General features: G+C 62.8%; 27 protein-coding genes. 19 read left to right on the top strand and 8 right to left on the bottom strand.

All coding sequences use genetic code 11. The annotated features are described in order from the left end of the window. Positions 1-73: 73 nt before the first annotated feature. Positions 74-2,515: a GcvT family protein gene (locus AC0NIE_RS17300; protein ID WP_473485185.1), complete on the top strand. Its 2,442-nt coding sequence runs from the start codon at positions 74-76 to the stop codon at positions 2,513-2,515. Positions 2,516-2,534: 19 nt separating this feature from the next. On the opposite strand, the gene AC0NIE_RS17305 is transcribed toward AC0NIE_RS17300, so the two are convergent. Further along, positions 2,535-2,927, bottom strand: coding sequence for a DoxX family protein (locus AC0NIE_RS17305; protein WP_473485186.1), 393 nt, complete (start codon positions 2,925-2,927; stop codon positions 2,535-2,537). Between the two features lie 188 nt (positions 2,928-3,115). Here AC0NIE_RS17305 and AC0NIE_RS17310 point away from each other — a divergent pair, with 188 nt between their 5' ends. Next, on the top strand, positions 3,116-3,604 hold the full coding sequence (locus AC0NIE_RS17310; RefSeq protein WP_473485187.1) for a hypothetical protein: 489 nt from the start codon (positions 3,116-3,118) through the stop codon (positions 3,602-3,604). Positions 3,605-3,805: 201 nt separating this feature from the next. On the opposite strand, the gene AC0NIE_RS17315 is transcribed toward AC0NIE_RS17310, so the two are convergent. Beyond that, entirely contained in the window at positions 3,806-4,582 is a 777-nt protein-coding gene (locus AC0NIE_RS17315) for a VOC family protein (RefSeq protein WP_473485188.1), read from the bottom strand. Positions 4,583-4,755: 173 nt separating this feature from the next. Between AC0NIE_RS17315 and AC0NIE_RS17320 the strand changes: the two genes are divergently transcribed. The 7 genes from AC0NIE_RS17320 (at position 4,756) to AC0NIE_RS17350 (ending at position 10,687) form a co-directional block, all read left to right on the top strand. Next, entirely contained in the window at positions 4,756-5,472 is a 717-nt protein-coding gene (locus tag AC0NIE_RS17320; protein ID WP_473485189.1) for a gamma-glutamylcyclotransferase, read from the top strand. A 140-nt stretch (positions 5,473-5,612) separates the two neighbouring features. Next, positions 5,613-6,977 carry an NAD(P)-dependent oxidoreductase gene (locus AC0NIE_RS17325; RefSeq protein WP_473485190.1) on the top strand — a complete coding sequence of 455 codons (1,365 nt, stop codon included), beginning with the start codon at positions 5,613-5,615 and terminating at the stop codon, positions 6,975-6,977. Positions 6,978-6,979: 2 nt separating this feature from the next. Next, positions 6,980-8,293 (top strand): NAD-dependent dihydropyrimidine dehydrogenase subunit PreA, encoded by a 1,314-nt coding sequence (gene preA, locus AC0NIE_RS17330; RefSeq protein WP_473485191.1) that lies wholly within the window; start codon positions 6,980-6,982, stop codon positions 8,291-8,293. 370 nt (positions 8,294-8,663) lie between these two features. Beyond that, a complete protein-coding gene (locus tag AC0NIE_RS17335) occupies positions 8,664-9,182 on the top strand; it encodes an RrF2 family transcriptional regulator (RefSeq protein WP_473485192.1) in 519 nt (172 codons plus the stop codon). Between the two features lie 12 nt (positions 9,183-9,194). Beyond that, positions 9,195-9,653, top strand: a complete 459-nt coding sequence (locus tag AC0NIE_RS17340; protein WP_473485193.1) for a carboxymuconolactone decarboxylase family protein — start codon at positions 9,195-9,197, stop codon at positions 9,651-9,653. A gap of 58 nt (positions 9,654-9,711) precedes the next feature. Next, positions 9,712-10,089 carry a DoxX family protein gene (locus tag AC0NIE_RS17345; protein ID WP_473485194.1) on the top strand — a complete coding sequence of 126 codons (378 nt, stop codon included), beginning with the start codon at positions 9,712-9,714 and terminating at the stop codon, positions 10,087-10,089. Between the two features lie 103 nt (positions 10,090-10,192). Continuing rightward, a complete protein-coding gene (locus AC0NIE_RS17350) occupies positions 10,193-10,687 on the top strand; it encodes a DUF3592 domain-containing protein (RefSeq protein WP_473485195.1) in 495 nt (164 codons plus the stop codon). A gap of 72 nt (positions 10,688-10,759) precedes the next feature. On the opposite strand, the gene AC0NIE_RS17355 is transcribed toward AC0NIE_RS17350, so the two are convergent. From AC0NIE_RS17355 to AC0NIE_RS17365, 3 genes are all read right to left on the bottom strand, one after another. Beyond that, complete coding sequence (locus AC0NIE_RS17355; protein WP_473485196.1) at positions 10,760-10,948, bottom strand: hypothetical protein; 189 nt, start codon at positions 10,946-10,948, stop codon at positions 10,760-10,762. Further along, positions 10,945-11,784, bottom strand: coding sequence for an SDR family NAD(P)-dependent oxidoreductase (locus AC0NIE_RS17360; protein WP_473485197.1), 840 nt, complete (start codon positions 11,782-11,784; stop codon positions 10,945-10,947). Before AC0NIE_RS17360 ends, AC0NIE_RS17355 begins: the two co-directional genes overlap by 4 nt. A gap of 211 nt (positions 11,785-11,995) precedes the next feature. Then, entirely contained in the window at positions 11,996-12,625 is a 630-nt protein-coding gene (locus AC0NIE_RS17365; protein ID WP_473485198.1) for a TetR family transcriptional regulator C-terminal domain-containing protein, read from the bottom strand. Positions 12,626-12,879: 254 nt separating this feature from the next. Here AC0NIE_RS17365 and aptA point away from each other — a divergent pair, with 254 nt between their 5' ends. From aptA to hydA, 4 genes are all read left to right on the top strand, one after another. After that, the gene (gene aptA / locus AC0NIE_RS17370) at positions 12,880-14,208 is read left to right on the top strand and encodes an omega-aminotransferase AptA (RefSeq protein WP_473485199.1); all 1,329 of its coding nucleotides are present in this window, start codon (positions 12,880-12,882) and stop codon (positions 14,206-14,208) included. Between the two features lie 142 nt (positions 14,209-14,350). Further along, positions 14,351-14,752: an endonuclease domain-containing protein gene (locus tag AC0NIE_RS17375; RefSeq protein WP_473485200.1), complete on the top strand. Its 402-nt coding sequence runs from the start codon at positions 14,351-14,353 to the stop codon at positions 14,750-14,752. Between the two features lie 12 nt (positions 14,753-14,764). Next, entirely contained in the window at positions 14,765-16,015 is a 1,251-nt protein-coding gene (locus tag AC0NIE_RS17380) for a Zn-dependent hydrolase (protein WP_473485201.1), read from the top strand. 64 nt (positions 16,016-16,079) lie between these two features. Beyond that, positions 16,080-17,531: a dihydropyrimidinase gene (hydA, locus tag AC0NIE_RS17385; protein WP_473485202.1), complete on the top strand. Its 1,452-nt coding sequence runs from the start codon at positions 16,080-16,082 to the stop codon at positions 17,529-17,531. A 364-nt stretch (positions 17,532-17,895) separates the two neighbouring features. Here hydA and AC0NIE_RS17390 read toward each other — a convergent pair whose 3' ends face one another. After that, entirely contained in the window at positions 17,896-18,300 is a 405-nt protein-coding gene (locus AC0NIE_RS17390) for a cupin domain-containing protein (protein WP_292191675.1), read from the bottom strand. 110 nt (positions 18,301-18,410) lie between these two features. Here AC0NIE_RS17390 and AC0NIE_RS17395 point away from each other — a divergent pair, with 110 nt between their 5' ends. The 6 genes from AC0NIE_RS17395 (at position 18,411) to AC0NIE_RS17420 (ending at position 23,387) form a co-directional block, all read left to right on the top strand. Then, the gene (locus tag AC0NIE_RS17395; protein WP_473485203.1) at positions 18,411-19,202 is read left to right on the top strand and encodes an ABC transporter ATP-binding protein; all 792 of its coding nucleotides are present in this window, start codon (positions 18,411-18,413) and stop codon (positions 19,200-19,202) included. After that, positions 19,192-19,710 carry an endonuclease domain-containing protein gene (locus AC0NIE_RS17400; protein WP_473485205.1) on the top strand — a complete coding sequence of 173 codons (519 nt, stop codon included), beginning with the start codon at positions 19,192-19,194 and terminating at the stop codon, positions 19,708-19,710. Before AC0NIE_RS17395 ends, AC0NIE_RS17400 begins: the two co-directional genes overlap by 11 nt. Beyond that, positions 19,710-20,588 (top strand): ABC transporter permease, encoded by an 879-nt coding sequence (locus AC0NIE_RS17405; protein ID WP_473485206.1) that lies wholly within the window; start codon positions 19,710-19,712, stop codon positions 20,586-20,588. Before AC0NIE_RS17400 ends, AC0NIE_RS17405 begins: the two co-directional genes overlap by 1 nt. Then, entirely contained in the window at positions 20,585-21,721 is a 1,137-nt protein-coding gene (locus tag AC0NIE_RS17410; RefSeq protein ID WP_473485207.1) for an ABC transporter permease, read from the top strand. The genes AC0NIE_RS17405 and AC0NIE_RS17410 overlap by 4 nt, the downstream gene beginning before the upstream one ends. Before the next feature lie 80 nt (positions 21,722-21,801). Continuing rightward, on the top strand, positions 21,802-22,773 hold the full coding sequence (locus tag AC0NIE_RS17415) for an ABC transporter substrate-binding protein (RefSeq protein WP_123151994.1): 972 nt from the start codon (positions 21,802-21,804) through the stop codon (positions 22,771-22,773). 164 nt (positions 22,774-22,937) lie between these two features. Continuing rightward, entirely contained in the window at positions 22,938-23,387 is a 450-nt protein-coding gene (locus AC0NIE_RS17420) for a CHRD domain-containing protein (protein ID WP_473485208.1), read from the top strand. Positions 23,388-23,503: 116 nt separating this feature from the next. On the opposite strand, the gene AC0NIE_RS17425 is transcribed toward AC0NIE_RS17420, so the two are convergent. Next, positions 23,504-25,153 carry a thiamine pyrophosphate-binding protein gene (locus AC0NIE_RS17425; RefSeq protein ID WP_473485209.1) on the bottom strand — a complete coding sequence of 550 codons (1,650 nt, stop codon included), beginning with the start codon at positions 25,151-25,153 and terminating at the stop codon, positions 23,504-23,506. Then, positions 25,150-26,325 carry a CaiB/BaiF CoA transferase family protein gene (locus AC0NIE_RS17430; RefSeq protein ID WP_473485211.1) on the bottom strand — a complete coding sequence of 392 codons (1,176 nt, stop codon included), beginning with the start codon at positions 26,323-26,325 and terminating at the stop codon, positions 25,150-25,152. The genes AC0NIE_RS17425 and AC0NIE_RS17430 overlap by 4 nt, the downstream gene beginning before the upstream one ends. Positions 26,326-26,403: the final 78 nt, after the last annotated feature.

Genomic DNA, 26,403 nt, shown 5'->3' on the forward strand with positions numbered 1-26,403 from the left:
CGCTCGTGTGGCTTGGCTCCTCCCGCCCCGATTCATCGTTCCCCTCCAACTCCCTGAAATAACGAGAAAACCCATGAAATCGCATGCAAAGGTCGTGGTCATTGGCGGAGGCGTCGTCGGCTGTTCCGTGCTGTTCCATCTCGCCCGTCACGGCTGGACCGACATCGTGCTTCTGGAGCGTGACGAGCTGACCTCCGGTTCGACCTGGCATGCGGCCGGCGGCATGCACACGATCAATGGCGACCCCAATGTCGCCAAGCTACAGAAATACACGATCTCGCTGTACAAGGAGATCGAGCAGCTGTCCGGCCAGGCGACCGGCGTCCACCTGACCGGCGGCGTGCTTCTGGCGGCGACCGAGGCGCGGCTCGACTGGTTGCGCGGCGTCGTCGCCAAGGGACGCTATCTCGGCATCGACCTCGAGGAGATTTCGCCTGATGAGGCGGCCGAGCTGATGCCGCTGCTCGACCCGAAGCAGTTCGTCGGCGCCGTCCGCAACAAGGAGGATGGCCATCTCGATCCATCGGGGGTCACCCACGCCTATGCAAAGGCCGCGAGGAAGCTCGGCGCCGAGGTTGAACGCTTCACCAAGGTCGAGGACATCGTGCGCCGCGCCGACGGGCTGTGGCGCGTCATCACCAACAAGGGCGAGGTGATCGCCGAGCATGTCGTCAACGCCGGCGGCCTGTGGGCGCGCGAGGTCGGCCGCATGGTCGGGCTGGAATTGCCGGTGCTGGCCATGGAGCACATGTACCTGATCACCGAGGACATGCCGGAGGTTGCCGCCTGGAACCAGAAGACTGGCACGGAGATCATCCATGCGGTCGATTTCGACGGCGAACTCTATCTGCGCCAGGAGCGCGGCGGCATGCTGATGGGTACCTATGAGAAGGCCAACAAGCCATGGTCCGAATTTTCCACGCCCTGGAATTTCGGCCACGAACTGCTGGAGCCTGACATCGACCGCATCGCGCCATCGCTGGAAGTCGGCTTCCGCCATTTTCCGGCCTTCCAGAACACCGGCATCAAGCAGATCATCAACGGCCCCTTCACCTTCGCGCCCGACGGCAACCCGCTGGTCGGGCCGGTGCGCGGCCTGCCGGGCTTCTGGGTCGCCTGCGGCGTCATGGCCGGCTTTTCGCAGGGCGGCGGTGTTGGCCTGGCGCTGTCGAACTGGATGATCGAAGGCGATCCCGGCGCCGACATCTGGGCGATGGATGTCTCGCGCTACGGCGACTGGGCAACGATGGCCTACACCAACGCCAAGGTGCGCGAGAATTATTCGCGGCGTTTTTCCATCCGCTTCCCCAATGAGGAGCTGCCTGCCGGGCGGCCGCTCAAGACCACGCCGGTCTACGACCTATTGTCGGCTAAGGGCGCGCAATGGGGCGTGGCCTACGGGCTGGAAGTGCCGCTGTGGTATGCGCCCGAGGGCGTCAGGGACGAGTTCTCGTGGCGGCGCTCAAGCGATTTCGAGCATGTCGCAAAAGAGGTGAAGACGGTGCGGACAAGTGTCGGCCTGTCGGAAATTTCGTCCTTCGCCAAATACAGGGTGACAGGCGAGGGTGCGGCGGCCTGGCTCGACCGCCTGCTTGCCTGCAAGCTGCCAAAGCCCGGCCGCATGACGCTGGCGCCGATGCTGAAAGAAGACGGCAGGCTGATCGGCGATTTCTCGCTGGCCAATCTCGGCAGCCCCAATTCCAACGGGGAGGGCTGGTTCCTCGCCGGTTCCGGCATTGCCGAGGAGTATCACATGCGCTGGTTCGAGGCGCATCTGCCGCAAGATGGCTCGGTCCATATCGAGGCGCTGGGGGCGAGACTGACTGGCCTGTCGATTGCCGGGCCGAGGGCACGGGACGTGCTGGCAAAAGTCACGCGGGCGGATGTGTCGAATGCGGCGTTTCCATTCATGGCCATCCGCAAGGTGGATATCGGCATGGCGCCGTGCCTGGTCGGCCGAGTCAGCTACACCGGCGATCTCGGCTACGAGATCTGGGTGGCGCCGGAATATCAGCGTGCCGCGTACCAGACCCTGATGGCGGCTGGCGAAGAATTCGGCATCGGTCTGTTCGGCTCGCGCGCGCTCAATGCGCTGCGGCTGGAGAAGAACTACGGCTCGTGGGCGCGCGAATACCGGCCGACCTATGGTCCGCTTGAGGCCGGGCTCGACCGTTTCGTCGCCTACGGGAAAGAAACCGATTTCATCGGCAAGCAGGCTGCACTGGCTGAGCGCCAGCAAGGCGGCAAGCTGCGGCTGCGCGCCTTTGTCGTTGATACGGCAGACGCCGACGTCATCGGCGACGAACCGATCTGGTTCGACGGCGCCGTGCGCGGCTGGGTGACGTCAGGCGGCTACGCACATCATTCGAAGACGTCCGTGGCTATGGGCTACGTGCCGAAGGAAATCGCCGACGAGGCCGACGGTTTCGAGATCGAGCTCTTGGGTAAGCGCTATCCCGCGCGCGTGCAGCCGACACCGCTGTTCGACGCGAATCTCGAGCGGATGCGGGGGTAAAGGCGCCGCTGGTGGCGGCTCAGGCGCTGCGGCGGTTGTCCAGCGCCAAGGCGCCGGGACCGGCAAACACCAGATAGAGAAAGATGAAACAGAAGGAGATTGCCGCGTCGCCGCCATTGTTGACCGGGAAGAAATCGCGCGGCATGTGCGCCATGAAATAGGCGATCGCCATTTCGCCGCTGAGAAGAAATGCGACCGGCCTGGTGAAAAGGCCCAATACCAGCAGGATGCCGCCGACGAATTCGAGGATGCCCGCGGTCAGCGATAGGCCGCTCAGGGTGCCGGCGTGTTCGCTGACCGGGAAATTGAACAATTTCTGTGTGCCGTGCTCGATGAACTGCAACGCGGTCATGATGCGCAGAACGCCCAGCGCCTGCGGCTGATATCTGGCAAGGCCGTCGAAAAGCTTCATCCAAACGCCATTTTACCCCGAACCGGCCATAGATTATCGCCCGGCAAGGGACCATTCACTTCGCATGGCCTGCCATCAACAATCGGTGATTAGAATGCTCCTCGTATCTATTCTCGCTAGGGTTGCATTCAGATCTCTATAGTTGTATTGATAGCCAGACACTCCAAACCATGTGGGTTCCGTTTGCCATGAGAAAAGTCCTCGTCAGCCTGTTCGCCACCCTTGCAGGCACCAGCGTCGCCATGGCCGACGACGCCGGCTGTGCTGCTTTCAAATGGCCGGTGACGCGCGAGGAGGCCCTGTTTGCGGCAGCGCCCGCCGCGCAGCCCGGGGCTGACCTTTCGGTCGGCGAGGCTGCAGATGTGGCGTTGGCGCCGGTCGACACGATCAGCTTCACCGTTCCGCCGGAACGCGCGCCGGCAGCCGGTACATTCGGCGCGACGGCAAGCGTGGCCGTGCCCCCTGAGGGAGAGCTCCAGATCAGCCTGTCTGATGAGGCTTGGATCGATGTCGTTCAGGACGGCAAAGCCGTGAAGTTGGCGGCTTTCAGCGGTATGAAGACCTGTCCGGGGATCCGCAAGAGCGTGCGCTTCAAGCTGGCCGCCGGCCCGGCGACCATCCAGCTGAGCGGCGCCAAGAAAGAGACCGTTAAGATTGCCGTGCTGGCGCCGGAATGACTTTGCGCCCTGAGGCAATTCAGGCCATGCCGTTCGCTCGGTCGATTTCAGCGGCGTGAAAACCTGTCCTGGCATTTGCAAAAGCGTGCGTTTCAAGCTTGCGGCGGGTGCCGCGACCGTCCAACTCAGCGGCGCCCGGTCTCAAAGTTGCGGTGCTGACGCTGGAATGATCCAGCGGCAGCACTCGGTCGGTCAGGACGCCTACCGCACCGGCGCCATCAGCGCGAAATGAGCGCCTTGCGGATCCGTGCACTGCACGATCCAGCCGCCGCCGGGGACCTCCATCGGGCCCATCAGGATCTTGCCGCCATTATCGGTCACGCGCTTGGCCGCTGCGTCGATGGCCGGAACGTTGAAATAGAACTGCCAGACCGGCACGGGAATCTGCTCGGGCTTGTTCATCATGCCGCCGATAGGTTCGCCGTCGAAGGCAAAGAGCTGGTATGTGCCCATCGGACCCATGTCCATGGCGTCGCCCTTGGTCCAGCCGAACTGGCTGGAATAGAAATCGAGCGCCGCCTTCCAGTCGGACGTGTAGAGCTCATGCCAGCCAATGTTGCCGGGTGTCGTCGATGGTAGCGGCGGCTGGTCGGGGCCAATCGGCTGCAGGAAGTTGAAGGCCGCGCTTTGCGGATCAGCGACGACGGCAAAGCGGCCGACGCCCGGAATGTCATCGGGTTCGCGGTGAACCGTACCGCCAGCTTCCTTCAACGATTTTGTCGAGGCATCGACATCCCTGGTGTGGATGTAACCGACCCAGGCCGGCGGCATACCCATCTTGCGCACTTCGTCCGGCTGCGCCATCAGCCCGCCAACGCCGCGCTCGCCGACATTCATGACGATATAACGCGGCATGCCTGGCGCGCCATCGAAGGGCTGCGCCGTCCAGCCGACCACAATTGTATAGAAGGCCTCGGCGGCGTCGAGGTCGGTGGTCATCAGTTCGTACCAGAAGAAGGGCATCGGGGACTTTGGCATTGTCGTGCTCCTTGCGTTTCCAGTTGTGGATTGTGGTTTGATCCATCCTAGGACGATCTTGGCGACGGAAATCCGACATCTGGGCCAGAAATCGATGACGGCAAGGTGCGCCTCATTCGCAATCTTGCGCGTGTCTCGGTTTTCGACTTTGCTGCGTAAGGGGGTGTCGATTCATGCGCCTAATGTCGCTTACGCCGGAGCTTGTCGCGCTATGCCATCGGGAGGAGGCCGATCCCGGTCCCGATGGCAGTTGGACGCAACTGAACGATGAGGATTTCCAAACCCTCGCGTCGCGGCTTTCTGATGAAGCAGACGCAGGCCCCTTGTGGGTGTACGCCTATGGCTCGCTGATCTGGAAGCCGGCTTTCGAGTCCGTCGAACGACAGCGCGCCACCGCTTTCGGCTGGCATCGGTCCTTCTGCCTCGACATCGCTCGCTGGCGCGGCAGCGCTGCGCAACCGGGACTAATGATGGCGCTCGAACGAGGTGGGCGATGCGATGGTGTGATCTACCGCTTGCCGGAGGGAGAAAAGCCGCTGCAGATCGAAAGACTGTTGCGGCGCGAGATCGACGATCACGAGAGCGTCGGCTCGGTCAGATGGCTTCCGGTGCGTACGGCTCAAGGTTCACTGCGGGCGCTGGGCTTCTGGGTCGGTGTGACCGGCAGGGGGACGTCGCTCAAACAGCCGCTGGAGAGGGTAGCGCAAGTGCTGGCGCGGGCGTGCGGGCATGTCGGGTCGGGCGCCGAATATCTCTACAACACCGTCTATCATCTGGAAGAATTCGGCATTCGCGACCGCAACCTGTGGCGGCTGCAGGAACTTGTCGCGAACGAGATCAGGTCTATCCATGGCCGTGCCTCCGGAATGGGCCTCCTGTCTGCGTCGTGATCGCTCGTACACCTCGAAAACATGACTACAATTATCATATTTTTATTAAGCGTTTTCAGCAACTTGGCTGAAAATTGACCAATTGATAAAAAAACAAAACGTGTTAGCCTTCGGCAAAACCACAAGAATGGGGAAGCGGAATGGCGACTGGTCATTTCAAGCAGGGCATTGCCGGCGGCCGGCTTTCGCCTGAACAATATGCGGATAATTTTTCCGACCTGCATCCGCCGCTCGATCATCACGAGGCGCTGGTCGAGTCCGATCGCTGCTATTTCTGTTATGACGCGCCGTGCATGAACGCATGCCCGACCTCGATCGACATCCCGCTGTTCATCCGCCAGATCTCGACAGGCAATCCGATCGGCTCGGCAAAGACGATTTTCGACCAGAACATTTTGGGCGGCATGTGTGCCCGCGTCTGCCCGACCGAGACGCTGTGCGAGGAAGTCTGCGTGCGCGAAGTGGCGGAAGGCAAGCCGGTGCAGATCGGCCGACTGCAGCGCTACGCCACCGATGTCGCCATGGCTGAGAATAAGCAGTTTTACCCGCGCGCCGCCCCGACCGGCAAGACGGTCGCCGTCGTCGGCGCCGGACCGGCCGGGCTTGCCGCCGCTCATCGGCTCGCCCGCCACGGTCACGACGTGACCATCCTGGAAGCCCGTCCGAAAGCCGGCGGCCTCAATGAATACGGCATCGCCGCCTACAAGAGCATCGACAATTTCGCCCAGGCCGAGGTCGACTATATCCAGTCGATCGGCGGCATCGACATCCAGAACGGCAAGGCGCTCGGCCGTGACTACCAACTCTCGGACCTGACCAGGAACTACGACGCGGTGTTTCTCGGCATGGGGCTTGGCGGCGTCAACGCGCTACGCGCCGACGGCGAGGAGGCGCAGGGCGTCACCAATGCGGTGGAGTTCATTGCGGAGCTTCGCCAGGCGAGCGATCTTGCCAGCCTGCCGGTCGGCCGGCGCGTCGTCGTCATCGGCGGCGGCATGACGGCGATCGACGCGGCGGTGCAATCGAAGCTGCTCGGCGCCGAAGAGGTGACGATCTGCTACCGGCGCGGCCAGGAGCACATGAACGCCTCGGAATTCGAGCAGGATCTGGCTGCCGCCAACGGCGTCATCATCCGTCACTGGCTGCAGCCGAAGCGGGTCATTGCCGAAGGCGGCAAGGTGTCGGGCATCGAGCTCGAATATACGGCGATGGATGGCGACAAGCTCGTCGGCACCGGCGAGCGGCTGACGCTTACCGCCGACCAGGTGTTCAAGGCGATCGGCCAGAGTTTTGTCCCGGCTGCGCTCAACGGCAGCGGTGCCTTGCTTGCTTTGGAAGCTGGCCGCATCAAGGTCGATGCCGAAGGCCGCACCTCGCTGGCCAATGTCTGGGCCGGCGGCGACTGCATCTTTGGCGGCGACGACCTGACAGTCTCCGCCGTCGCACAGGGCCGCGACGCGGCCGAATCGATCCACCGGGCACTGACCTCGAACGGGAGGGCATGAGCATGGCAGACATTCGCAACAATTTCGTCGGCATCAAATCGCCGAATCCGTTCTGGCTTGCTTCGGCGCCGCCGACCGACAAGGCCTACAACGTCATCCGCGCCTTTAAGGCGGGCTGGGGCGGCGTGGTGTGGAAGACGCTCGGCGAAGAAGGTCCGCCGGTGGTCAACGTCAACGGTCCGCGTTACGGCGCGATCTGGGGCGCCGATCGCCGCCTGCTCGGTTTGAACAATATCGAGCTGATCACCGACCGCGACCTGCAGGTCAATCTGCGCGAGATAAAGCAGGTCAAGATGGACTGGCCCGACCGCGCCATCGTCGTCTCGCTGATGGTGCCTTGCGAGGAGCATGCGTGGAAGGCGATTCTGCCGGGGGTCGAGGAGACGGGGGCCGACGGCATCGAGCTCAATTTCGGCTGCCCGCACGGCATGTCGGAACGCGGCATGGGTGCTGCCGTCGGCCAGGTGCCGGAATACATCGAAATGGTGGTGCGCTGGTGCAAGGCCAACACCCGCATGCCTGTTATCACCAAGCTGACGCCCAACATCACCGACATACGCAAGCCGGCGCGGGCCGCCCTTGCCGGCGGCACAGACGCGGTGTCGCTGATCAACACCATCAATTCGATCACCGGCGTCAATCTCGATAGTTTCGCGCCGGAGCCGACGATTGACGGCAAGGGTTCGCATGGCGGCTATTGCGGCCCGGCGGTGAAGCCGATCGCCATGAACATGGTGGCCGAGATCGCCCGCGATCCGGAAACGCATGGCTTGCCGATCTCCGGTATCGGCGGCATCACCACGTGGCGCGACGCTGCCGAATTCATGGCGCTCGGCGCCGGCAATGTGCAGGTGTGCACGGCGGCGATGACCTATGGCTTCAAGATCGTGCAGGAGATGATCGCCGGCCTGGAAAACTGGATGGACGAGAAGGGCCATGCCTCGCTCGACGACATCGTCGGCCGCGCCACTCCCAACGTCACCGACTGGCAGTATCTCAACCTCAACTACGTCGCCAAGGCGCATATCGACCAGGAGGCCTGCATCAAATGCGGCCGCTGCCACATCGCCTGCGAGGACACCTCGCACCAGGCGATCACCGCAATCGTCGATGGCGTCAGGCATTTCGAGGTGATCGAGGCCGAATGCGTCGGCTGCAACCTCTGCGTCAATGTCTGCCCGGTCGAGAACTGCATCACCATGGAACCGCTGGCGGCCGGCGTAATCGACCAGCGCACCGGCAGACCGGTGTCGCCGGTCTACGCCAACTGGACGACGCATCCGAACAACCCGATGGCCAAGGTGGCGGCGGAATAGGGACGGACGAGGATCGGCCTGTCTTATCTCTCACACCGTGCGGGAGCGCTTTAGCTGTGCAGCCGTTGAGGTCGGCGCTGCCCCTCATCCGCCTGCCGGCACCTTCTCCCCGTAAACGGGGAGAAGCCCGCTGGCCGCGGCCTTGGCTCTCAATTCTGCAACGCTGGAGATTGGCGAAAACTTCGATGCCGGCGTCTTTCTCTCCGTTCTACGGGGAGAAATGCCCGGCAGGGCAATGAGGGGCGGCGCCATCGATCGGATAAAATCGCCGGCAGGGCAGCCATCCCATCCAGAGTCGAGACTCTTAATTTCCTATTGCGGATAAAAATTATCCACGATAAATCATATCCATGAATTGGAGATCAGCACGATGAAGCTGGGTGAGGGCGTCGAAGCGGCCATCCACTGCGCCGCGATGCTTGCCGGCGTCGAAGGCGCGGCGACCATGCCGGGTGCTGCCATGGCGGAAGCTTTCGGCCTGTCGCCGAGCTATCTCCTCAAGCATCTCAACGCACTAACGGCCTTGGGCATCCTGGAATCGGTGCCCGGGCCATCGGGCGGTTACCGGCTGGCGCGGCCGGCCGAGCGCATAACGCTGCTCGACATCGTGCTCGCCGTGGAAGGAGACGAACCGGCCTTCCGCTGCGGCGAAATCCGTCAGCGCGGGCCGGCCAGGCTCGATGCGTCGGTTTACGTCAAACCCTGCGGCATCAGAGTCGCGATGCTGAAGGCCGAACGCGCCTATCGCGCCGCTCTTGCCGAGGCCCGGCTGTCCAACATCGTGGCGGAGTACGTGAGCGATGCCGATCCCCGTTCGGTCGCCGCGAACTGCGCCTTTGTCGAGCGCCATCAGCGACCGCAGAAATCCAGTTCAACCAAGCAAGCGTGAAAGGTAATGACGATGAAGCAGAGGCTGCAATTCTTCGGCGCGGCGCCGGAAATCATGAAAGCGGTATCGGCGCTCAACAAGGCAGTCGACGGGTGCGGGCTGGAGGCAAGCCTGCTGCATCTGATCAAGCTGCGGGCGTCGCAGATCAATGGCTGTTCGTACTGCGTCGAGATGCACAGCCGCGAGGCGCGCCATGACGGCGAGACCGAACAGCGGCTATATCTCGTCTCCGCCTGGAAGGAATCGCCGCTGTTTTCCGAGCGCGAACGCGCTGCCTTCGCCTGGACCGACGCGGTGACGAAGATCGCGGACAGCGGCGTGCCGGACGATCTCTACGCAAAAACGCTTGAACACTTTTTGGAAGAGGAACTGGCCAAGCTGACGGTGGCGATCGGCATGATCAACATCTGGAACCGGCTCTGCGTCTCCTTTCACGCCATTCATCCGGTAGCGGCAGCCAAGGCAGCTTGAGCGGACGGACCTGACGCGCGGCCTTTACGCCGCGTCCCTTTGCTTCGGGATCAAGACCATGTTGTCGAATTTTGAGAATGAGATTCTGTTTACCGCACACCTGCTGCTTGGCGGCGCCTTTGTCTTTGCCGGCCTGCGCAACATCCAGAACGTGGACTTCCTGACTCAGCTGATGACGACGCGTGGCGTGCCGCAGGCGCGGCTGATGCTGTGGCTGGGGATCGTGCTGCAGATCGTTTCCGGAGCGCTGGTGATATCAGGTGTCTGGACCGCTGCCGCGGCTCTGTGCCTGGTACTGTTCCTAATTGTCGCCACCCCGATGTTCCACAATTTCTGGGATCATCAGGGGCCCGAGCGCGCGTCCCGCATCAACGGCTTTGTCGGCAATGTCGCGCTGACCGGGGGATTCCTAGCGCTGGTGGGCCAGGCGCTTTAAGAGGAATCGCGCAGCCGATATGGTATGAATTGTCATCTGCGCATTAATCGCTCCGTTGCGAATGCCTCGTATGATTGGCTCAGTTTCGCTTGTCGGAGCCTTTATGGAGCAAAGCTGGAATAGCTTCTGGGAAAGCGTTTCGCAGGCCTTTCACCTCGCGCTCTCGCCGCTTCGGGCGCTTGCCGAAACATTCGGCTATTTTCCGAGCGATATCCAACTCTGGTGCTTCGTCTGCGGTCTCTTTTTCCTAGTGCTTGTCGTTCCCCACACCTATGGCGATCTCGTGCTTCGGCACCGTCGCGTCTATGTGACAGGCAAGGTGGTGGAGATAAAGATGTCGGACGACTCGCCCAGGACGCCGACCATCGAATTCGCCGATCGCCTCGGCAAGATCTGGCGCTTTGAATCGCATTTGCCGGTCAATAACATGACCGGTTCGGTCGGAGCGGCGGTAAAGGTCATGTATGACCCGCTGCATCCGAACCGGGCACGGGAAGTGGGGCGGCCGATCATGAAGGCAGCCCATACGGCGGTATGGTATGCCATTATCGTCGGGCTAATGGCGCTGGCCTTCTGGCCTGGCCTGACGTCCGATTGAGCCTTTTCGAACAGCGTGCCATACCACTCGTTTTATGCATGTCGTTCTCCCAAACCGCTGCGCACCCTCGGGTCAAAGACCGACGGCAGGTTTTGGGTGACATGCACTATCCGGCAAATCGCAGCCCGGCCCCGCCAAGGCTGTGCCATGCACCTTGAGCCGGTGATGGTCACCTTCATACCCGGGCCAAGCAGCTTCCGCGCGGAGGCTGATGCCGGACGAGCCGCCGACGATCACGGCATGTTGGATTTTCTCAGTCATGAATGCCGTTCCTTCGATATCGGGGAGGGGCGCCCGACGAGGTCAAGGCTCAATGTCCGCAATTGCTGCCTTGCCTTTGCGTCATAGGCTTGCGCGTTGGCGCGAGATTCATTCTGGCCGTCGAAATAGAGGCCGCTCCGCCCTTCGAGCGCCGGCGACGTGGCAAGGTTGAGAATGGCATCGGCGCCGGCCTCGACCGAGTTCCAAGGTGTGATGCCTGCCTGCCGGACCATGGTCGTGTTCATGTAGCTCGCCGGATGCAGGCTGTTGACGGTGACGCCCATGTTCTTCACTTCCTGCGCCAGGTCGATGGTGAACATGATCTGCGCCAGCTTGCTCTGGCAGTAGGCGCGGACGCCGTCGTAGTTGCGGGTCAGCATGACGTCGTCGAAATCGATCGCCTGCTGGCCGGCCGAGGCGACGTTGACGATGCGCGCCGGCGCGCTCGCCTTGAGCAGCGGCAGAAGCTCTGATGTGAGCAGGAAGCCGGCGAGATAGTTGACGGCAAAGCGTAGTTCGTAGCCGTCGGCGCTGACCTGTCGTTTGGTGCCCGCGGTGCCAATGCCGGCGTTGTTGATGAGAATATCGAGTCGGCCCGTACGGGCGCGAACAGCCTCGGCGAGACGGTGGACCTCGGCCAGGGACGAGAGGTCGGCGACGAGAAGCTCGGCCTTGCCGCCGGCGGCTTCGATCTCGGCGACCGTCGCCTTGCCCCGTCTCGCATCGCGACCATGCACCAGGACCCGCGCGCCGTCGGCGCCGAGCCTTTGCGCGACGACGCGGCCGACGCCGTCGGTCGACCCGGTGATGAGGACGGTCTTGTCTTTCAGTTCCATGCTCGGAGCCTCCATGTCATTGCTCTGAGTGGAAGATGGGACGTCCGGCACCGGTCAAACAGGTCAAACTTTATCCTCGATTCTGCCTATACGCCGATGGGTCCCCCGACGCATTCAGCCGATGCTGGCCGCAGCCCGTCAGGCTCGTCATCCTCAGGCGCAGCAAGGAGCGGAGCGACGCAGCGCAGACCCCAGGATGACGAAACGAGAGTTAGCCCTTTGGTTTCAGCCCGTCGATGAACAATTGCTCGAGAAACCTTGCCGCGTCCTCGAAGCGGCCGTCTCCGCCGCGGTCGGGGCCGAGCACGGCGCGGACCTGAACGTCGAAATCGGCATAGTGCTGTGTCGTCGCCCAGATCGAGAAGATCAGGTGCCAGGGGTCGGTGCGGGCGATCTTGCCGGCGCGCATCCAGCCTTTGATGACGGCGGCCTTCTCATCGACCAGCGTCTTCAACTCGCCTTCCAGCATCGGCATGATGCGCGGCGCGCCCTGCAGGATCTCGTTGGCGAACAGGCGGCTTTCCCTAGGGAAAGCGCGCGCCATTTCGAGCTTGCGCCTGATGTAGCTGCGCAATTCAGTCAAGGGATCGCCGATGTCGTCGAGCTCGCGCAGCGGCGCCAGCCATGTGTCCAGAAGCCGCTTCATCAGCGTCTCGTGGATGTCCTCCTTGCGGCGGAAATAGTAGAGCAGGTTCGGCTTCGACATGCCGGCGGCTTCGGCGATCTGGTCGATGGTCGAGCCGCGAAAGCCGTTGGTTGAGAACACTTCGAGCGCCGCCTCCAGGATCAGCTCGCGTTTTTCCTGCTGAATGCGGGTGCGGCGAGGGGCAGGGGTGTCCATGCCTGTCGTCATCCCCGCAGGACGTTGCCGCGAGGGTCATCTGGACCAATTCTCTGGACCAGTTTTTCTCCGGTCTGTGGAGCGCGCTTCAGCTGCCGCATTTCCGCTAGTAATCCCTTGACCGCCGGCAGGGCGGTGCTAACGTTTGTCCAATCGGTCAAAATTTGCGTAGCACGAAAACGCAGCAGAGACCAAGTGTCGGGAAGACCAAGCGTTAGCCGCACCGAAACAGGTTACAAGGGGAAGTCTTGGTCATGTCCAACCGGCTGAAAGTCACGCCGAACGATCTCAGCGCATTCTGGATGCCGTTCACGGCAAACCGGCAGTTCAAACAGGCGCCTCGCATGATGGTGTCCGCCAGGGACATGCATTACACGACGAGCGACGGGCGCAAGGTTCTCGACGGCACCGCTGGCCTGTGGTGCGTCAATGCCGGCCACTGTCGGCCGAAGATCACCGAGGCGATCCAGCAACAGGCCGCCGAGCTCGACTATGCGCCGGCGTTCCAGATGGGCCACCCGATCGTCTTCGAACTGGCGAACCGTTTGGTCGACCTGGCGCCGAAGGGCATGGACCATGTGTTCTTCACCAATTCCGGATCGGAATCGGTCGAGACCGCGCTGAAGATGGCGATCGCCTATCACCGCGCCAAAGGCGAGGGCTCACGCACGCGCCTGATCGGCCGCGAGCGCGGCTATCACGGCGTCAATTTCGGCGGCATCTCGGTCGGCGGCATCGTTACCAATCGCAAGATGTTCGGCACGCTGCTCGGCGGCGTCGACCACATGCCGCACACGCATCTGCCCGAGAAGAACTCGTTCACCAAGGGTGTGCCGGAGCATGGCGCGGAATTGGCCAATGAGCTGGAGCGCATCGTCGCGCTGCATGATGCCTCGACCATTGCGGCCGTCATCGTCGAGCCGGTGGCCGGTTCCACTGGCGTCATCCTGCCGCCGAAGGGCTATCTCGAGAGGCTGCGCGATATCTGCACCAAGCACGGCATCCTGCTGATATTCGACGAGGTCATCACCGGCTTCGGCCGCCTCGGCACGCCGTTCGCCGCCGACTATTTCGGCGTCACGCCCGATATCATGACGACCGCCAAGGGCGTCTCCAACGGCGTCATCCCGATGGGCGCGGTGTTCGTCAAGAAGGAAATCCACGACGCTTTCATGACCGGCCCCGAGCATATGATCGAGTTCTTCCACGGCTACACCTATTCGGGCAATCCGATCGCCTGTGCGGCAGCCCTCGGCACGCTCGACACCTACAAGGAAGAGGGCCTGCTGACCCGCGGCGAGGAACTGGCGCCGTATTGGGAAGACGCGCTGCATTCGCTGAAGGGCGAGCCGAACGTCATCGACATCAGAAACATCGGCCTGATCGGCGCGATCGAGCTGGCGCCCATTCCCGGCAGTCCGACCAAGCGTGCCTTCTCGGCGTTCGTCAAGGCATTCGAGCGCGGCGCGCTGATCCGCACCACCGGCGACATCATCGCGCTGTCGCCGCCGCTGATCATCACCAAGGGCCAGATCAACGAATTGATCGACCATGTGCGTGAAGTGCTGAGGGCGGTGGATTGAGAGACGCGGCGCAGCTTTCCCTCCCCCTTGAGGGGAGGGTGGCCGCCGCAAGGCGGTCGGGTGGGGTCGGTGGCGCCGCGCGCCGACCTGACCTCTTGCTGCGAGGTTGTTTCTGATACCCCGTACCCGCGTGAGCTTCGAAATGCGCCAAAAGGCGCGCGCGCTTCGAGTTCATGCGACCAAAGGCGAATCCCTGCTGTGGTATGAACTGCGCGAATTGAAATCAGCCGGCATCAAGTTCCGCCGCCAGTGTCCGATTGGGCTTTATATCGTCGACTTTGCCTGCCTCGCGGTAAAGCTGGTCGTCGAAGTGGATGGTGATTTGCACGAACAGGAACGAGGCAAACGGCACGATGTTGTCCGTGACGCCTATCTGCGATCGCTCGGATTCGATATATTTCGCGTTGACGAGCCCGATGTCATAAACAGCGCATGGCAGGTGGCGCAGGTGGTCAAGGAGAAGGTCGCGCGCATGTTCGGCGACCCCACCCGACCGCTTCGCGGCCACCCTCCCCTCGAGGGGGAGGGGGACGCCGCGCAATAGATGAGGTTTTGAATGGCCGCTCCCGGCGAGAATCTGCGAATCAATTCAGACCGTTTGTGGGATTCGATAATGGAGATGGCGAAGATCGGCCCCGGCATTGCTGGCGGCAACAATCGCCAGACGTTGACCGACGCGGACGGCGAGGGGCGGCATCTGTTCAAGCGCTGGTGCGAGGCGGCGGGGCTCGAAATGGGCCTCGACGAGATGGGTACGATGTTTGCCCGCCGTGAAGGCACCGATCCTGATCTGCCGCCGGTCTATGTCGGCAGCCATCTCGACACCCAGCCGACCGGCGGCAAGTATGACGGCGTGCTTGGCGTGCTCGGCGGCTTGGAGATCGTTCGCTCGCTCAACGAGCTCGGCATCAAGACAAAACATCCGATCGTCGTCACCAACTGGACGAATGAGGAAGGCGCGCGCTTTGCGCCGGCCATGATGGCGTCCGGCGTCTTCGCCGGCGTCCTCGACCAGGCCGACGTGTACGAGCATGTCGACAAGGACGGCAAGAAGTTCGGCGAGGAGCTCGAACGCATCGGCTGGAAAGGCACCGAGAAAGTCGGCGATCGCAAGATCCATGCCTTCTTCGAGCTGCATATCGAGCAAGGCCCGATCCTCGAGGACGAGGGCATCGACATCGGTGTCGTCACCCATGGCCAGGGACTGAAATGGCTGCAGGTGACACTGACCGGCAAGGAGGCGCATACCGGCTCGACGCCGATGCCCAAGCGCCGCAACGCCGGGCTCGGCATGGCGCGGGTGATCGAGCTGGTGCACGAGATCGCCATGGACTACCAGCCCGACGCCGTCGGCGCGGTCGGCCACATGGAAGTCTATCCGAACTCGCGCAACATTATCGCTGGACGGACCGTGTTCACCATCGATATCCGCTCGCCGGAAAAGGAGGTGCTCGATGCCATGGATGGCCGCATCCGCGAAGGCATCGACACGATCTGCGAGGCGCTCGACATCCAATACGCGATCGATCAGGTCGGCCATTTCGATCCAGTCACCTTCGACGCGGGCTGCGTCAAGGCGATCCGAGACGCCGCTGAACGGCTTGGCTACTCGCATCGCAATATCGTCTCCGGCGCAGGCCATGACGCGTGCTGGATCAACCGCGTCGCACCGACTGCGATGGTGATGTGCCCCTGCGTAGACGGGCTGTCGCACAATGAGGCCGAAGAGATCTCCAAGGAATGGGCGGCGGCCGGCGCCGACGTGCTGTTCCACGCGGTGGTCGAGACGGCTGTGATCGTGGAGTGAACTAGAAACCAAGAATCCGAACGCCGCTCACCAAGAAGCGCGAGAAAAACAAGGGAACAAAAAAATGTCCAAAGTCATCAAGAACGGCACCATCGTCACCGCCGACCGCAGCTGGAAGGCCGACGTGCTGTTCAAGCACGGCAAGATCATCGCCATCGGCCCGGACCTGCATGGCGACCACGAGTTCGACGCCACTGGCTGCTATGTGATGCCGGGCGGCATCGATCCGCACACCCACCTCGAAATGCCGTTCATGGGCACTTATTCGGCCGACGATTTCGAGAGCGGCACGCGCGCCGCCCTTGCCGGCGGCACCACGATGGTTGTCGATTTCTGCCTGCCGTCACCGCAGCAGTCGCTGCTCGAGGCCTTGCAGATGTGGGACAACAAGACCTCTAAGGCGTCCTGCGACTATTCCTTCCACATGGCGATCACCTGGTGGGGCAAGCAGGTGTTCGACGAGATGGCCACCGTGGTCGACAAGGGCATCACCTCGTTCAAACACTTCATGGCCTACAAGGGCGCGCTGATGGTCGACGACGACGAGATGTATTCGTCGTTCCAGCGCTGCGCCGACCTTGGCGCGCTGCCGCTGGTTCATGCCGAGAACGGCGACGTGGTTGCCGCCCTGTCGCAGAAGCTGCTGGCCGCCGGCAATAACGGCCCCGAAGGGCACGCCTATTCGCGCCCGCCGGAAGTGGAAGGCGAGGCGACCAACCGCGCCATCATGATCGCCGATATGGCCGGCGTCCCGCTCTATGTCGTGCATGTCTCCTGCGAGCAGGCCCACGAAGCCATTCGCCGGGCGCGGCAGAAAGGCATGCGGGTGTTCGGCGAGCCGCTGATCCAGCATCTGACGCTCGACGAGAGCGAATATTTCAACAAGGACTGGGACCATGCGGCGCGCCGGGTGATGAGCCCGCCCTTCCGCAACAAACTGCACCAGGATTCGCTGTGGGCCGGCCTGCAGGCCGGATCGCTGCAAGTGGTGGCGACCGACCATTGCGCCTTCACCACCAGCCAGAAGCGTAACGGCATCGGCGATTTCACCAAGATCCCGAACGGCACCGGCGGGCTCGAAGACCGCTTGCCGGTGCTGTGGACCACCGGCGTCAACACCGGCCGGTTGACGATGAACGAGTTCGTCGCGGTGACCTCGACCAACATCGCCAAGATCCTCAACATGTATCCTAAGAAGGGCGCCATCGTCGAAGGCGCCGACGCCGATATCGTCGTCTGGGACCCGAAGCGCAAGAAGACGATCACCTCCAAGAAGCAGCAGTCGGTGATCGACTACAACGTCTTCGAAGGTTTCGAGGTCACCGGCCTGCCACGCTTCGTCTTCTCGCGCGGCGAACTGTCGATTCAGGAGGCTGAGGTCAAGGCGAAGCCCGGCCATGGCGAGTTCGTCGCTCGCGAGCCGAATGCGGCGGTCAACCGGGCGCTGTCGACCTGGAAGGAAATTTCCGCGCCGCGCAAGGTGGAACGGTCAGGCATTCCGGCGACCGGGGTGTGAGCTTGCGCGGTTTTCGCCTGTTTGCCGCGGCATCGGCCGCATTGGCGGCTGCCGCGGACGGCACTGTCCCTGGGGAAGCATCCTGGTGCCGGTGATTGTCGAAGTCGGCGCTGCCCCTCATCCGCCTGCCGGCACCTTCTCCCCGTATAGAGACGGGGAGAAGGGGGCTGAGCGCAACCTCGGCGCTCTTTCTGGCGACGTTGGAGATTGGCGAAATCCTTTGCGAAGGCGTCCTTCTCCCCGTCTCTATACGGGGAGAAGTGCCCGGCAGGGCGATGAGGGGCAGCGCAAACCTGAAGCGATTGCGCTGTCTTCATGTATTATGCCGATCGACCGGCGGGTAGCCCGCCCATCAAAGCCGGCCTCAGGCGACCAGCCCATCCAGTTCCGGCAGCAGGACGACGCTTTCCTGTTCGTTGGGATCGGTGCGGGCGATGACCGCCGAGGCCGGGCTGTCGCTCAGATTGGCCGGCAGATGCGGCACGCCGGCGGGTATGTAGAAGAGGTCGCCGGCCTTGACCACGATCTGCTGTTCAAGCCGGTCGCCATACCAGGTATGGACTTCGCCGGAGAGCACATAGATCGCCGTTTCATGGCTTTCGTGCATATGTGCCTTGGCGCGGGCACCGGGCGGCATGGTGAGCAGGTGCATGCAGATGCCGGTAGAGCCGACCGTCTCAGTGGCGATGCCGGTGAAATAACTCAGTCCCTGCTTGCCTTCATAAGAGCTTTCAGGGCGGATAAGATGACAAGTGGGTTTGGGCGGCATCTGGCAAACTCTCGATCGAGTGGGACAAGACGAGTGGAAAGCAGCATTGTGGCAAAATCAACCGGATTCCGCCCGGCGCGGCAGCGGCGCAAAAAGGCAGGCTGCGGCCTATGACGGGAACATCGCCAGCCGTCGTTTCGGCAAGCAAGCTCGGCCTGACCTTCCAGACCAATGACGGTCCGGTGCAGGCGCTGTCGAATGTCGACCTGACCATCGGCAAGGGCGAATTCGTCTCCTTCATCGGGCCGTCCGGCTGCGGCAAGACGACCTTGCTGCGCGTCATCGCCGACCTGGAGAAACCGACCTCGGGAACCATCTCCGTCAACGGCATGACGCCCGAGCAGGCGCGCCAGAGCCGCGCCTATGGCTATGTCTTCCAGGCGGCCGCACTTTATCCGTGGCGCACGATCGAGCGCAACGTGGCGCTGCCGCTGGAGATCATGGGCCTCTCGAAGGCAGAGCAGGCGGCGCGTATCAAGCGCACGCTCGACCTCGTCAACCTGGGCGGCTTCGAACAGAAATATCCGTGGCAGCTTTCCGGCGGGATGCAGCAGCGTGCCTCAATCGCAAGAGCGCTGGCCTTCGACGCCGATCTTCTGTTGATGGACGAGCCGTTCGGCGCGCTGGACGAGATCGTGCGCGACCATCTCAACGAACAGCTGCTGGAACTTTGGGAGCGGACCAACAAGACCATCTGCTTCGTCACCCACTCCATTCCCGAGGCGGTCTACCTCTCGACGCGGATCATTGTCATGTCGCCGCGTCCGGGCCGTGTCAGCGACGTCATCGAATCGACGCTGCCGAAAAAGCGGCCGCTCGACATCCGCGAGACGCCGGAGTTCCTGGCGATAGCGGCGCGGGTGCGCGACGGGCTCAGGGCAGGGCACAGCTATGAGGATTGAGCGGGATGGGCTCCCTCCTCTCCCCGACGGGGAGAGGGTGGCCGGAGCGAAGCGGAGGTCGGGTGAGGGGGCGGCGCCGAAAGATCCGACCAAAAGAAAGGCGGGCGCAACCAATCGCGCTCGAAAACTGCGGGTTGACGAGACAGAGGCTGAATACAGACTTTGGGGGGAACTAAGAGGACGCCATCTCAACGGCTATAAATTTGTGAGGCAAGTGCCGCTTGGGCCTTTCTTTGCAGATTTCGTCTGTCGCGAGAGAGCGCTGATTGTGGAAATCGACGGCAGCCAGCACGCCGATTCTCCAACCGATGCCGCGAGAACTGCTTGGCTGAATGACCACGGCTATTCCGTTCTTCGGTTCTGGAACCATGAAGTTTTGGCCGAACGCCGAGCGGTCCTTGATACGGTCTTAGCTTGCCTCGACGGAAAGATTTCTACCCCCTCACCCGGCCTCCGCTTCGCTCCGGCCACCCTCTCCCCGCTGGGGAGAGGAGGGGAGCTTCGCTGATGGACTCCTTTCGCGACAAGATCGTTCCGGTGACCTCGATCCTCGCTGGCGTTGTGGTCGTCTGGTATGTTTTCGCTGTCATCCTCAACGCATCGTTCCAGCGCGATCTCGACCGCCGTGCCGGCGAGACGCCGGGGGTTGTGGAATTCATCGGCAAGACGATGTCGCAGCCGAAGCCGACGCTGCCGGCGCCGCATCAGGTGGCTGTGAATTTCTTCGAGAACACGTTTCTGCGCAAAGTCACCAGCAACCGCAGCCTTGTCTACAATGCCTGGGTGACGTTGTCCTCGACGCTGCTCGGCTTCGCCTTCGGCACGGCGCTCGGCATCGTCATTGCCGTCGGCATCGTTCATGTGGCGACGCTCGACCGCAGCCTGATGCCGTGGATCATCGCTTCGCAGACGATTCCTATCCTGGCGGTGGCGCCGATGATCATCGTTGTGCTGGCGGCGATCGGCGTCACCGGGCTGATTCCGAAGGCGCTGATCTCGACCTATCTGTCGTTCTTCCCGGTGGCCGTCGGCATGGTCAAGGGCCTGCGCTCGCCGGAACTCACCCATCTCGACCTGATGCACACCTACAATGCCAGTCCGTCGCAGACCTTCTGGAAACTGCGCGTGCCGGCGTCGGTGCCGTTCCTGTTCACCTCGATGAAGGTGGCGGTCGCCGCCAGCCTGGTCGGCGCCATCGTCGGTGAACTGCCGACCGGTGCCGTCGCCGGGATCGGCGCCAAGCTGCTCGCCGGCGCCTACTACAGCCAGACCATCGACATCTGGTCGGCGCTGGTTGCCGGCTCAGTGGTGGCGGCGCTGCTGGTTATGGTGGTCGGCATTGCCGGGCGCATCGTCGACCGTGCCATGGGCGGGAGGCCGGCATGAGCGATCTCCTCAGCCTTTCGTCGATCACGCCCCGCTCGTGGCAAGGGTATGCAGCGCTTGCGCTTCTTGCCGGAGCGCTGCTTCTTTGGCCGCCTGTCACTGCCACTCCCGGTTACGATGTGACGACCGGTGTTTTGATTTTCTTCCTGCTACTCCTCGCAATTCAGTTTGACCATTTTCCGCCCGTAGCTAGTGCAGTATTCCTTTTCCTCGGCGCGCATGGCGCGGCGTGGCTGCTGCTCGCCGGCATTACCGGCAACGAAGGCACCGCTCGCGCATCGTTTTATCTGCTGCTTGCCGCGGCATGGCTTCTGGCCTGGCGCTGCGTGACGGTCCTGTCCGCGCTTCGCCCGGCCTCGCGCTGGGCGGCGACCGCTTTGCGGCTGATCATCCCGGCGATCTTCGGCGCCTGGATCCTGATTATCTGGGAAGCGGTGACGCGCGGCGCGGGCATTCCTTTCATCCTGCTGCCGCCGCCAAGCGCGATCGGCGTGCGCATCGCCAATTCGCTGCCGGTGCTGGCCGCCGACGTGCGGCAGACCATCTTCAAGGCGGTGATCTTTGGCTACGTCGTCGGTAGCGGCGCCGGTTTCCTCGCCGCCATCGCGGCCGACCGCGTGCCGTTCCTGCGCCGCGGGCTTTTGCCGATCGGCAACATGGTCTCGGCGCTGCCGATCATCGGCGTGGCGCCGATCATGGTCATGTGGTTCGGCTTCGACTGGCAGTCGAAGGCCGCGGTCGTCATCATCATGACCTTCTTCCCGATGCTGGTGAATACCGTCGCCGGGCTTGCCGCCTCCGGCCATATGGAGCGCGACCTGATGCGCACCTATGCGTCGAGCTACTGGCAGACGCTGTTCAAGCTGCGGCTGCCGGCGGCGGCGCCCTTCATCTTCAACGCGCTGAAGATCAATTCGACGCTGGCGCTGATCGGCGCCATCGTTGCGGAGTTCTTCGGCACGCCGGTCGTCGGCATGGGATTCCGAATTTCGACCGAAGTCGGACGAATGAACATCGACATGGTCTGGGCCGAAATCGCAGTTGCAGCACTTGCGGGTTCGGTCTTTTATGGCGTGGTCGCTCTTTTCGAGAGAGCAGTCACGTTTTGGCATCCCTCCGTCCGTGGTGGATAGGGCGGTGGCGGGTTTGGAATCAGGGCGCATTGAAGGTTCTGATTCTAAAAGGGTGAACACTTAACTTCAGAGGGTAAAACATGAAAAGACTTGTGGTTTCGATGCTGGCCGGCGCGATGTCGCTTGCCGCGTTTCAGGCGATGGCCGCCGACAAGGTGACACTGCAGCTGAAATGGGTCACACAGGCCCAGTTCGCTGGCTACTACGTCGCCAAGGACAAGGGGTTCTACGAGGCCGAGGGCCTCGACGTCGAGATCAAGCCGGGCGGTCCCGATATCGCGCCCGAGCAGGTGATCGCCGGCGGCGGCGCCGACGTCATCGTCGACTGGATGGGCGGCGCGCTGGCCGCGCGCGAAAAGGGTGTGCCGCTGGTCAATATCGCCCAGCCGTTCAAGAAGGCCGGCATGCAGCTGGTCTGTCCCAAGGATGGCCCGGTCAAGACCGAAGCCGACTTCAAGGGCCGCACACTCGGCGTCTGGTTCTTCGGCAACGAGTATCCGTTCTACGCCTGGATGAACAAGCTCGGCCTGAAGACCGACGGCGGCCCGGACGGCGTCACCGTGCTGAAGCAGAGTTTCGACGTGCAGCCGCTGATCCAGAAGCAGGCGGACTGTATTTCGGTCATGACCTACAACGAATATTGGCAGCTCATCGATGCCGGCTACAAGCCGGAAGAGCTGATCGTGTTCAACTACTCGGCCATGGGCAACGACCTGCTTGAGGACGGGCTCTATGCCTTGGAGGACAAGCTCAAGGATCCGGCCTTCGAGGACAAGATGGTGCGTTTCGTGCGCGCCTCAATGAAGGGCTGGAAATACGCTGTCGACAATTCCGACGAGGCGGCCGAAATCGTCATGGACAATGGCGGCCAGGACGAGAATCACCAGAAGCGCATGATGGGCGAAGTCGCCAAGCTGATCGACAATGCCGACGGCAAGCTCGACCCGGCGACCTACGCGCGCACCGCCAAGGCGCTGCTCGACCAGAAGATCATTACCAAGGAGCCGACCGGCGCCTACACGACCGCCATCACCGACAAGGCGATCAAGTAGAGGCGATCACCGCCTCGGGGGCTGTAATTCGAAAAGGGGCGGGCGACCGCCCCTTTTTGCTTGGGGTGTAAAATAGCCGTTACCGGTGGAAACATCCGCTCGCCACAACCGTTGTTGCGGTGCATCCAGCCTCAGCGGATGTCATCGCCACAACGGAGATTTCCATGCGCATGCAATCCTTCTCGCCGATGCTTTCGGCGCTGGCCGTTTCGGCTTCCTTCCTGTGCGCTTCACCGGCCATGGCCGACATGATGAAGATGAAGGCGACGCTCGATGGTGCTCAGGAGAATCCGCCCATCACCACAGAGGGCAAAGGCGAGGCCGATCTCGGCTTCAACACCGCCACGAAACAGCTGACCTGGAACGTGACGTATTCTGGTCTAAGTGGACCGGCGACGGCCGGACATATTCACGGTCCGGCAGCAAAGGGTGAAAATGCCGGCGTCGCCATCCCGTTCAAGGGCGCTCCGAAAAGCCCGTTCAAGGGGGCGGCGATCCTGACCGACGCGCAGGCTGCCGACCTGATGGCCGGGAAATATTACATCAACATCCATACGGCGGCCCACAAGGATGGCGAGATCCGCGGGCAGATCGAGAAGGCAGCGGCGATGTAGCGCAACGTCGCCCGAAGGAGCGCTGCATTAGCCTGTCGAAGTTTGCGGGACAGCGCCCCCCCTCTGCCTGCAGGACAGAGGGGGGCGCGAAGCAACTCGGCCTACGCCGTTGGCGCTCAGGCCCTGTCCCGTATCTGGGTCATCGTCCGGGTCGGCGTGATCGCCTCGGGGTCGAGCCTGATCTCGACAATCGACGGCTTGCCGCTGGCACGGGCGCGTTCGAAGGCCGGCGCGAAGTCGGCCGTCTTCTCGACCGTTTCGCCATGGCCGCCATAGGCGCGGGCGAGCGCCGCGAAGTCGGGATTCTTTAGGTCGGTGGCGACGACACGGCCCGGATACTCGCGTTCCTGGTGCATGCGGATGGTGCCGTAGATGCCGTTGTTGACGACGACGACGATGATCGGCAGATCGTACTGCACGGCGGTGGCGAACTCCTGCCCGTTCATCAGGAAGCAGCCGTCGCCGGCAAAGGCGATCACGTCGCGCTCGGGAAACAATTCCTTGGCGGCGACCGCTGCCGGCGTGCCGTAGCCCATCGAGCCGGAGGTTGGCGCTGCCTGCGTGGCAAAGCGGCGGGAACGGTGGAAGCGGTGCACCCAGGTGGCGTAGTTGCCGGCGCCGTTGGTGAGGATCGCGTCGTCGGGCAGCATTTTTTCGAGATAGTTCATGATCGGGCCCATCTGGACGGCGCCGGGGCCGCTTTCGGGTGGTGTCGACCAGTCGAGATAGGCTGCGTGCAGCTTCGGTGTTTCATCAGCCCATGCCGGCGTGGCGGCCGGCTTGCGCCCGGCAAAGGCTTCGACGAAAGCGGACGGCGAGGCGTTGATCGCCAGCGTCGGCCGATAGACACGGCCGAGCTCGCCGGCGTCGGCATGGACATGGACCAGCGTCTGGTCGGGGTAGGGGCTCTTGAGCAGCGTGTAGTCGGAGGACGGCATCTCGCCCATGCGGCCGCCGATCAGCAGCACGAGGTCGGCCTGCTTGATGGCGGTGGCCAGCTTCGGGTTGATGCCGATGCCGACATCGCCGGCGTAGTTCGGGTGAAGATGATCGAACAGCATCTGGCGGCGGAAGGAGCAGCCGACCGGCAGCGACCAGGCTTCGGCGATCGTCCGCATTCGCGCGACGGCCGCCGCATCCCAGCGCGTGCCGCCGAGGATGACAAAGGGGCGCTTTGCCTTGCCGAGCAGCTTTTCCAGTGCATCGATCTCGGCCTCGCCTGGCCGCGTTTCGACCGGCGTGTGGGGCAGGACTTCCGGCGCTTCGGCCAAGCTGGTCAGCATGTCTTCCGGCAGCGAGATGACGACCGGGCCGGGACGGCCGGACGTCGCCACCGCGAAGGCGCGCGTGACGAATTCGGGAATGCGCGCGGCGTCGTCGATCTCGACCACCCATTTGGCGATATCGCCGAAGAACCTGACGTAGTCGACCTCCTGGAAGGCCTCGCGCTGCTTGGCGTGGCTGGCGACCTGGCCGATGAACAGGATGACGGGAACCGAATCCTGCATGGCAATGTGGATGCCGGCCGAGGCGTTGGTGGCGCCGGGGCCGCGGGTGACGAAGCAGATGCCGGGCTTGCCGGTCAGGCGGCCATGGCAGTCGGCCATCATCGCGGCACCGCCTTCCTGGCGGCAGACGATGGTGCGGATCGGCGAATCGTGCAGCGCGTCGAGCACCGCAAGGTAGGATTCGCCGGGCACGCAATAGATACGGTCCGTTCCATTGGCTTCGAGCGCATCGACGATCAGTTGTCCGCCGGTCTTCATTTTCCTGACCTCTCCAGTTCGGCAAGGATTTCTTTGGTGTGTTCGCCGAGGCGCGGCGAGGGCCGCTCATAGACCAGCGGCGTGCCCGACATGATCATCGGCGCGCGCACCGAGGGCAACAGATTGCCATGGCCGTCGTCGAGGTCGAGCCGCATGCCGCGCGCGATGGTCTGCGGGTCGGCGAACATCTCGCCGATCGTGTTGATCGGGCTGGCAGGCACTCCTGCCGCCTCCAGCTTGGCCAGCAGCGGATCGCGATCGAAGGTCTTCAGCGCCTCGATTATATGCTCGCGCAGCTTCGCTCGGTTGGCGACCCGGGCGGGGTTGGTGGCGAAATCGGGGTTCGATGGCAGGTCGTCCAATCCGACGGCGGCGCAGAATTTGGCGAACTGGCCGTCATTGCCGATCGCCAGGATGATGTGGCCGTCCTTCACCGGCACCACTTCGTAGGGCGCGATGTTCATATGCGCATTGCCCATCTGCACCGGCGATTTTCCCGAGACCAGATAGTTGAGGTTCTGGTTGCCGAGCGCCGAGATCTGGCTGTCGTAGAGCGCCATGTCGATATGCTGGCCTTCGCCGGTCTTCTCGGCGTGGCGAAGTGCGGCCTGGATGGCGATCACCGAATAGAGGCCGGTGAAAATGTCCGATATGGCGACACCGGCCTTTTGCGGCTCGCGGCCGGCTTCGCCGGTGATCGACATCATGCCGGCCATGCCCTGGATGATGAAGTCATAGCCGGCGCGCGGCGCATAGGGCCCGTCTTGGCCGAAGCCGGTGATCGAGCAATAGATCAACCGCGGGTTGATTTTGCGCAAGCTGTCACAGTCGAGGCCATATTTCTTCAGGCCGCCGAGCTTGAAGTTCTCGATCAGCACATCTGATGTCGCGACCAGCCGGCGCACGGTCTCGGCACCTCCGGGCGTCGAGAAATCGATGGCGATGGAGCGCTTGCCGCGATTGCAGGAATGGTAGTAGGCGGCCGAAAGGTTTTCGCCGTCATGGCTCATGACGAAGGGCGGACCCCAATTGCGGGTGTCGTCGCCGCCATCAGGGCTCTCGACCTTGATCACGTCGGCGCCGAGATCGGCGAGCAGCTGCCCGGCCCACGGCCCGGCCAGGATGCGGGCGAGTTCGATTACGCGGATGCCTTTCAGCGGAGGCTCGGTCATGGATCACCGTGATTGATCGGGAACGCAGGCTCTAGTTTTCTTTTTATGCATGTCGTTATCCCAAAACCGCTGCGCACT

The organism is Mesorhizobium sp. WSM4842 (assembly GCF_055901575.1).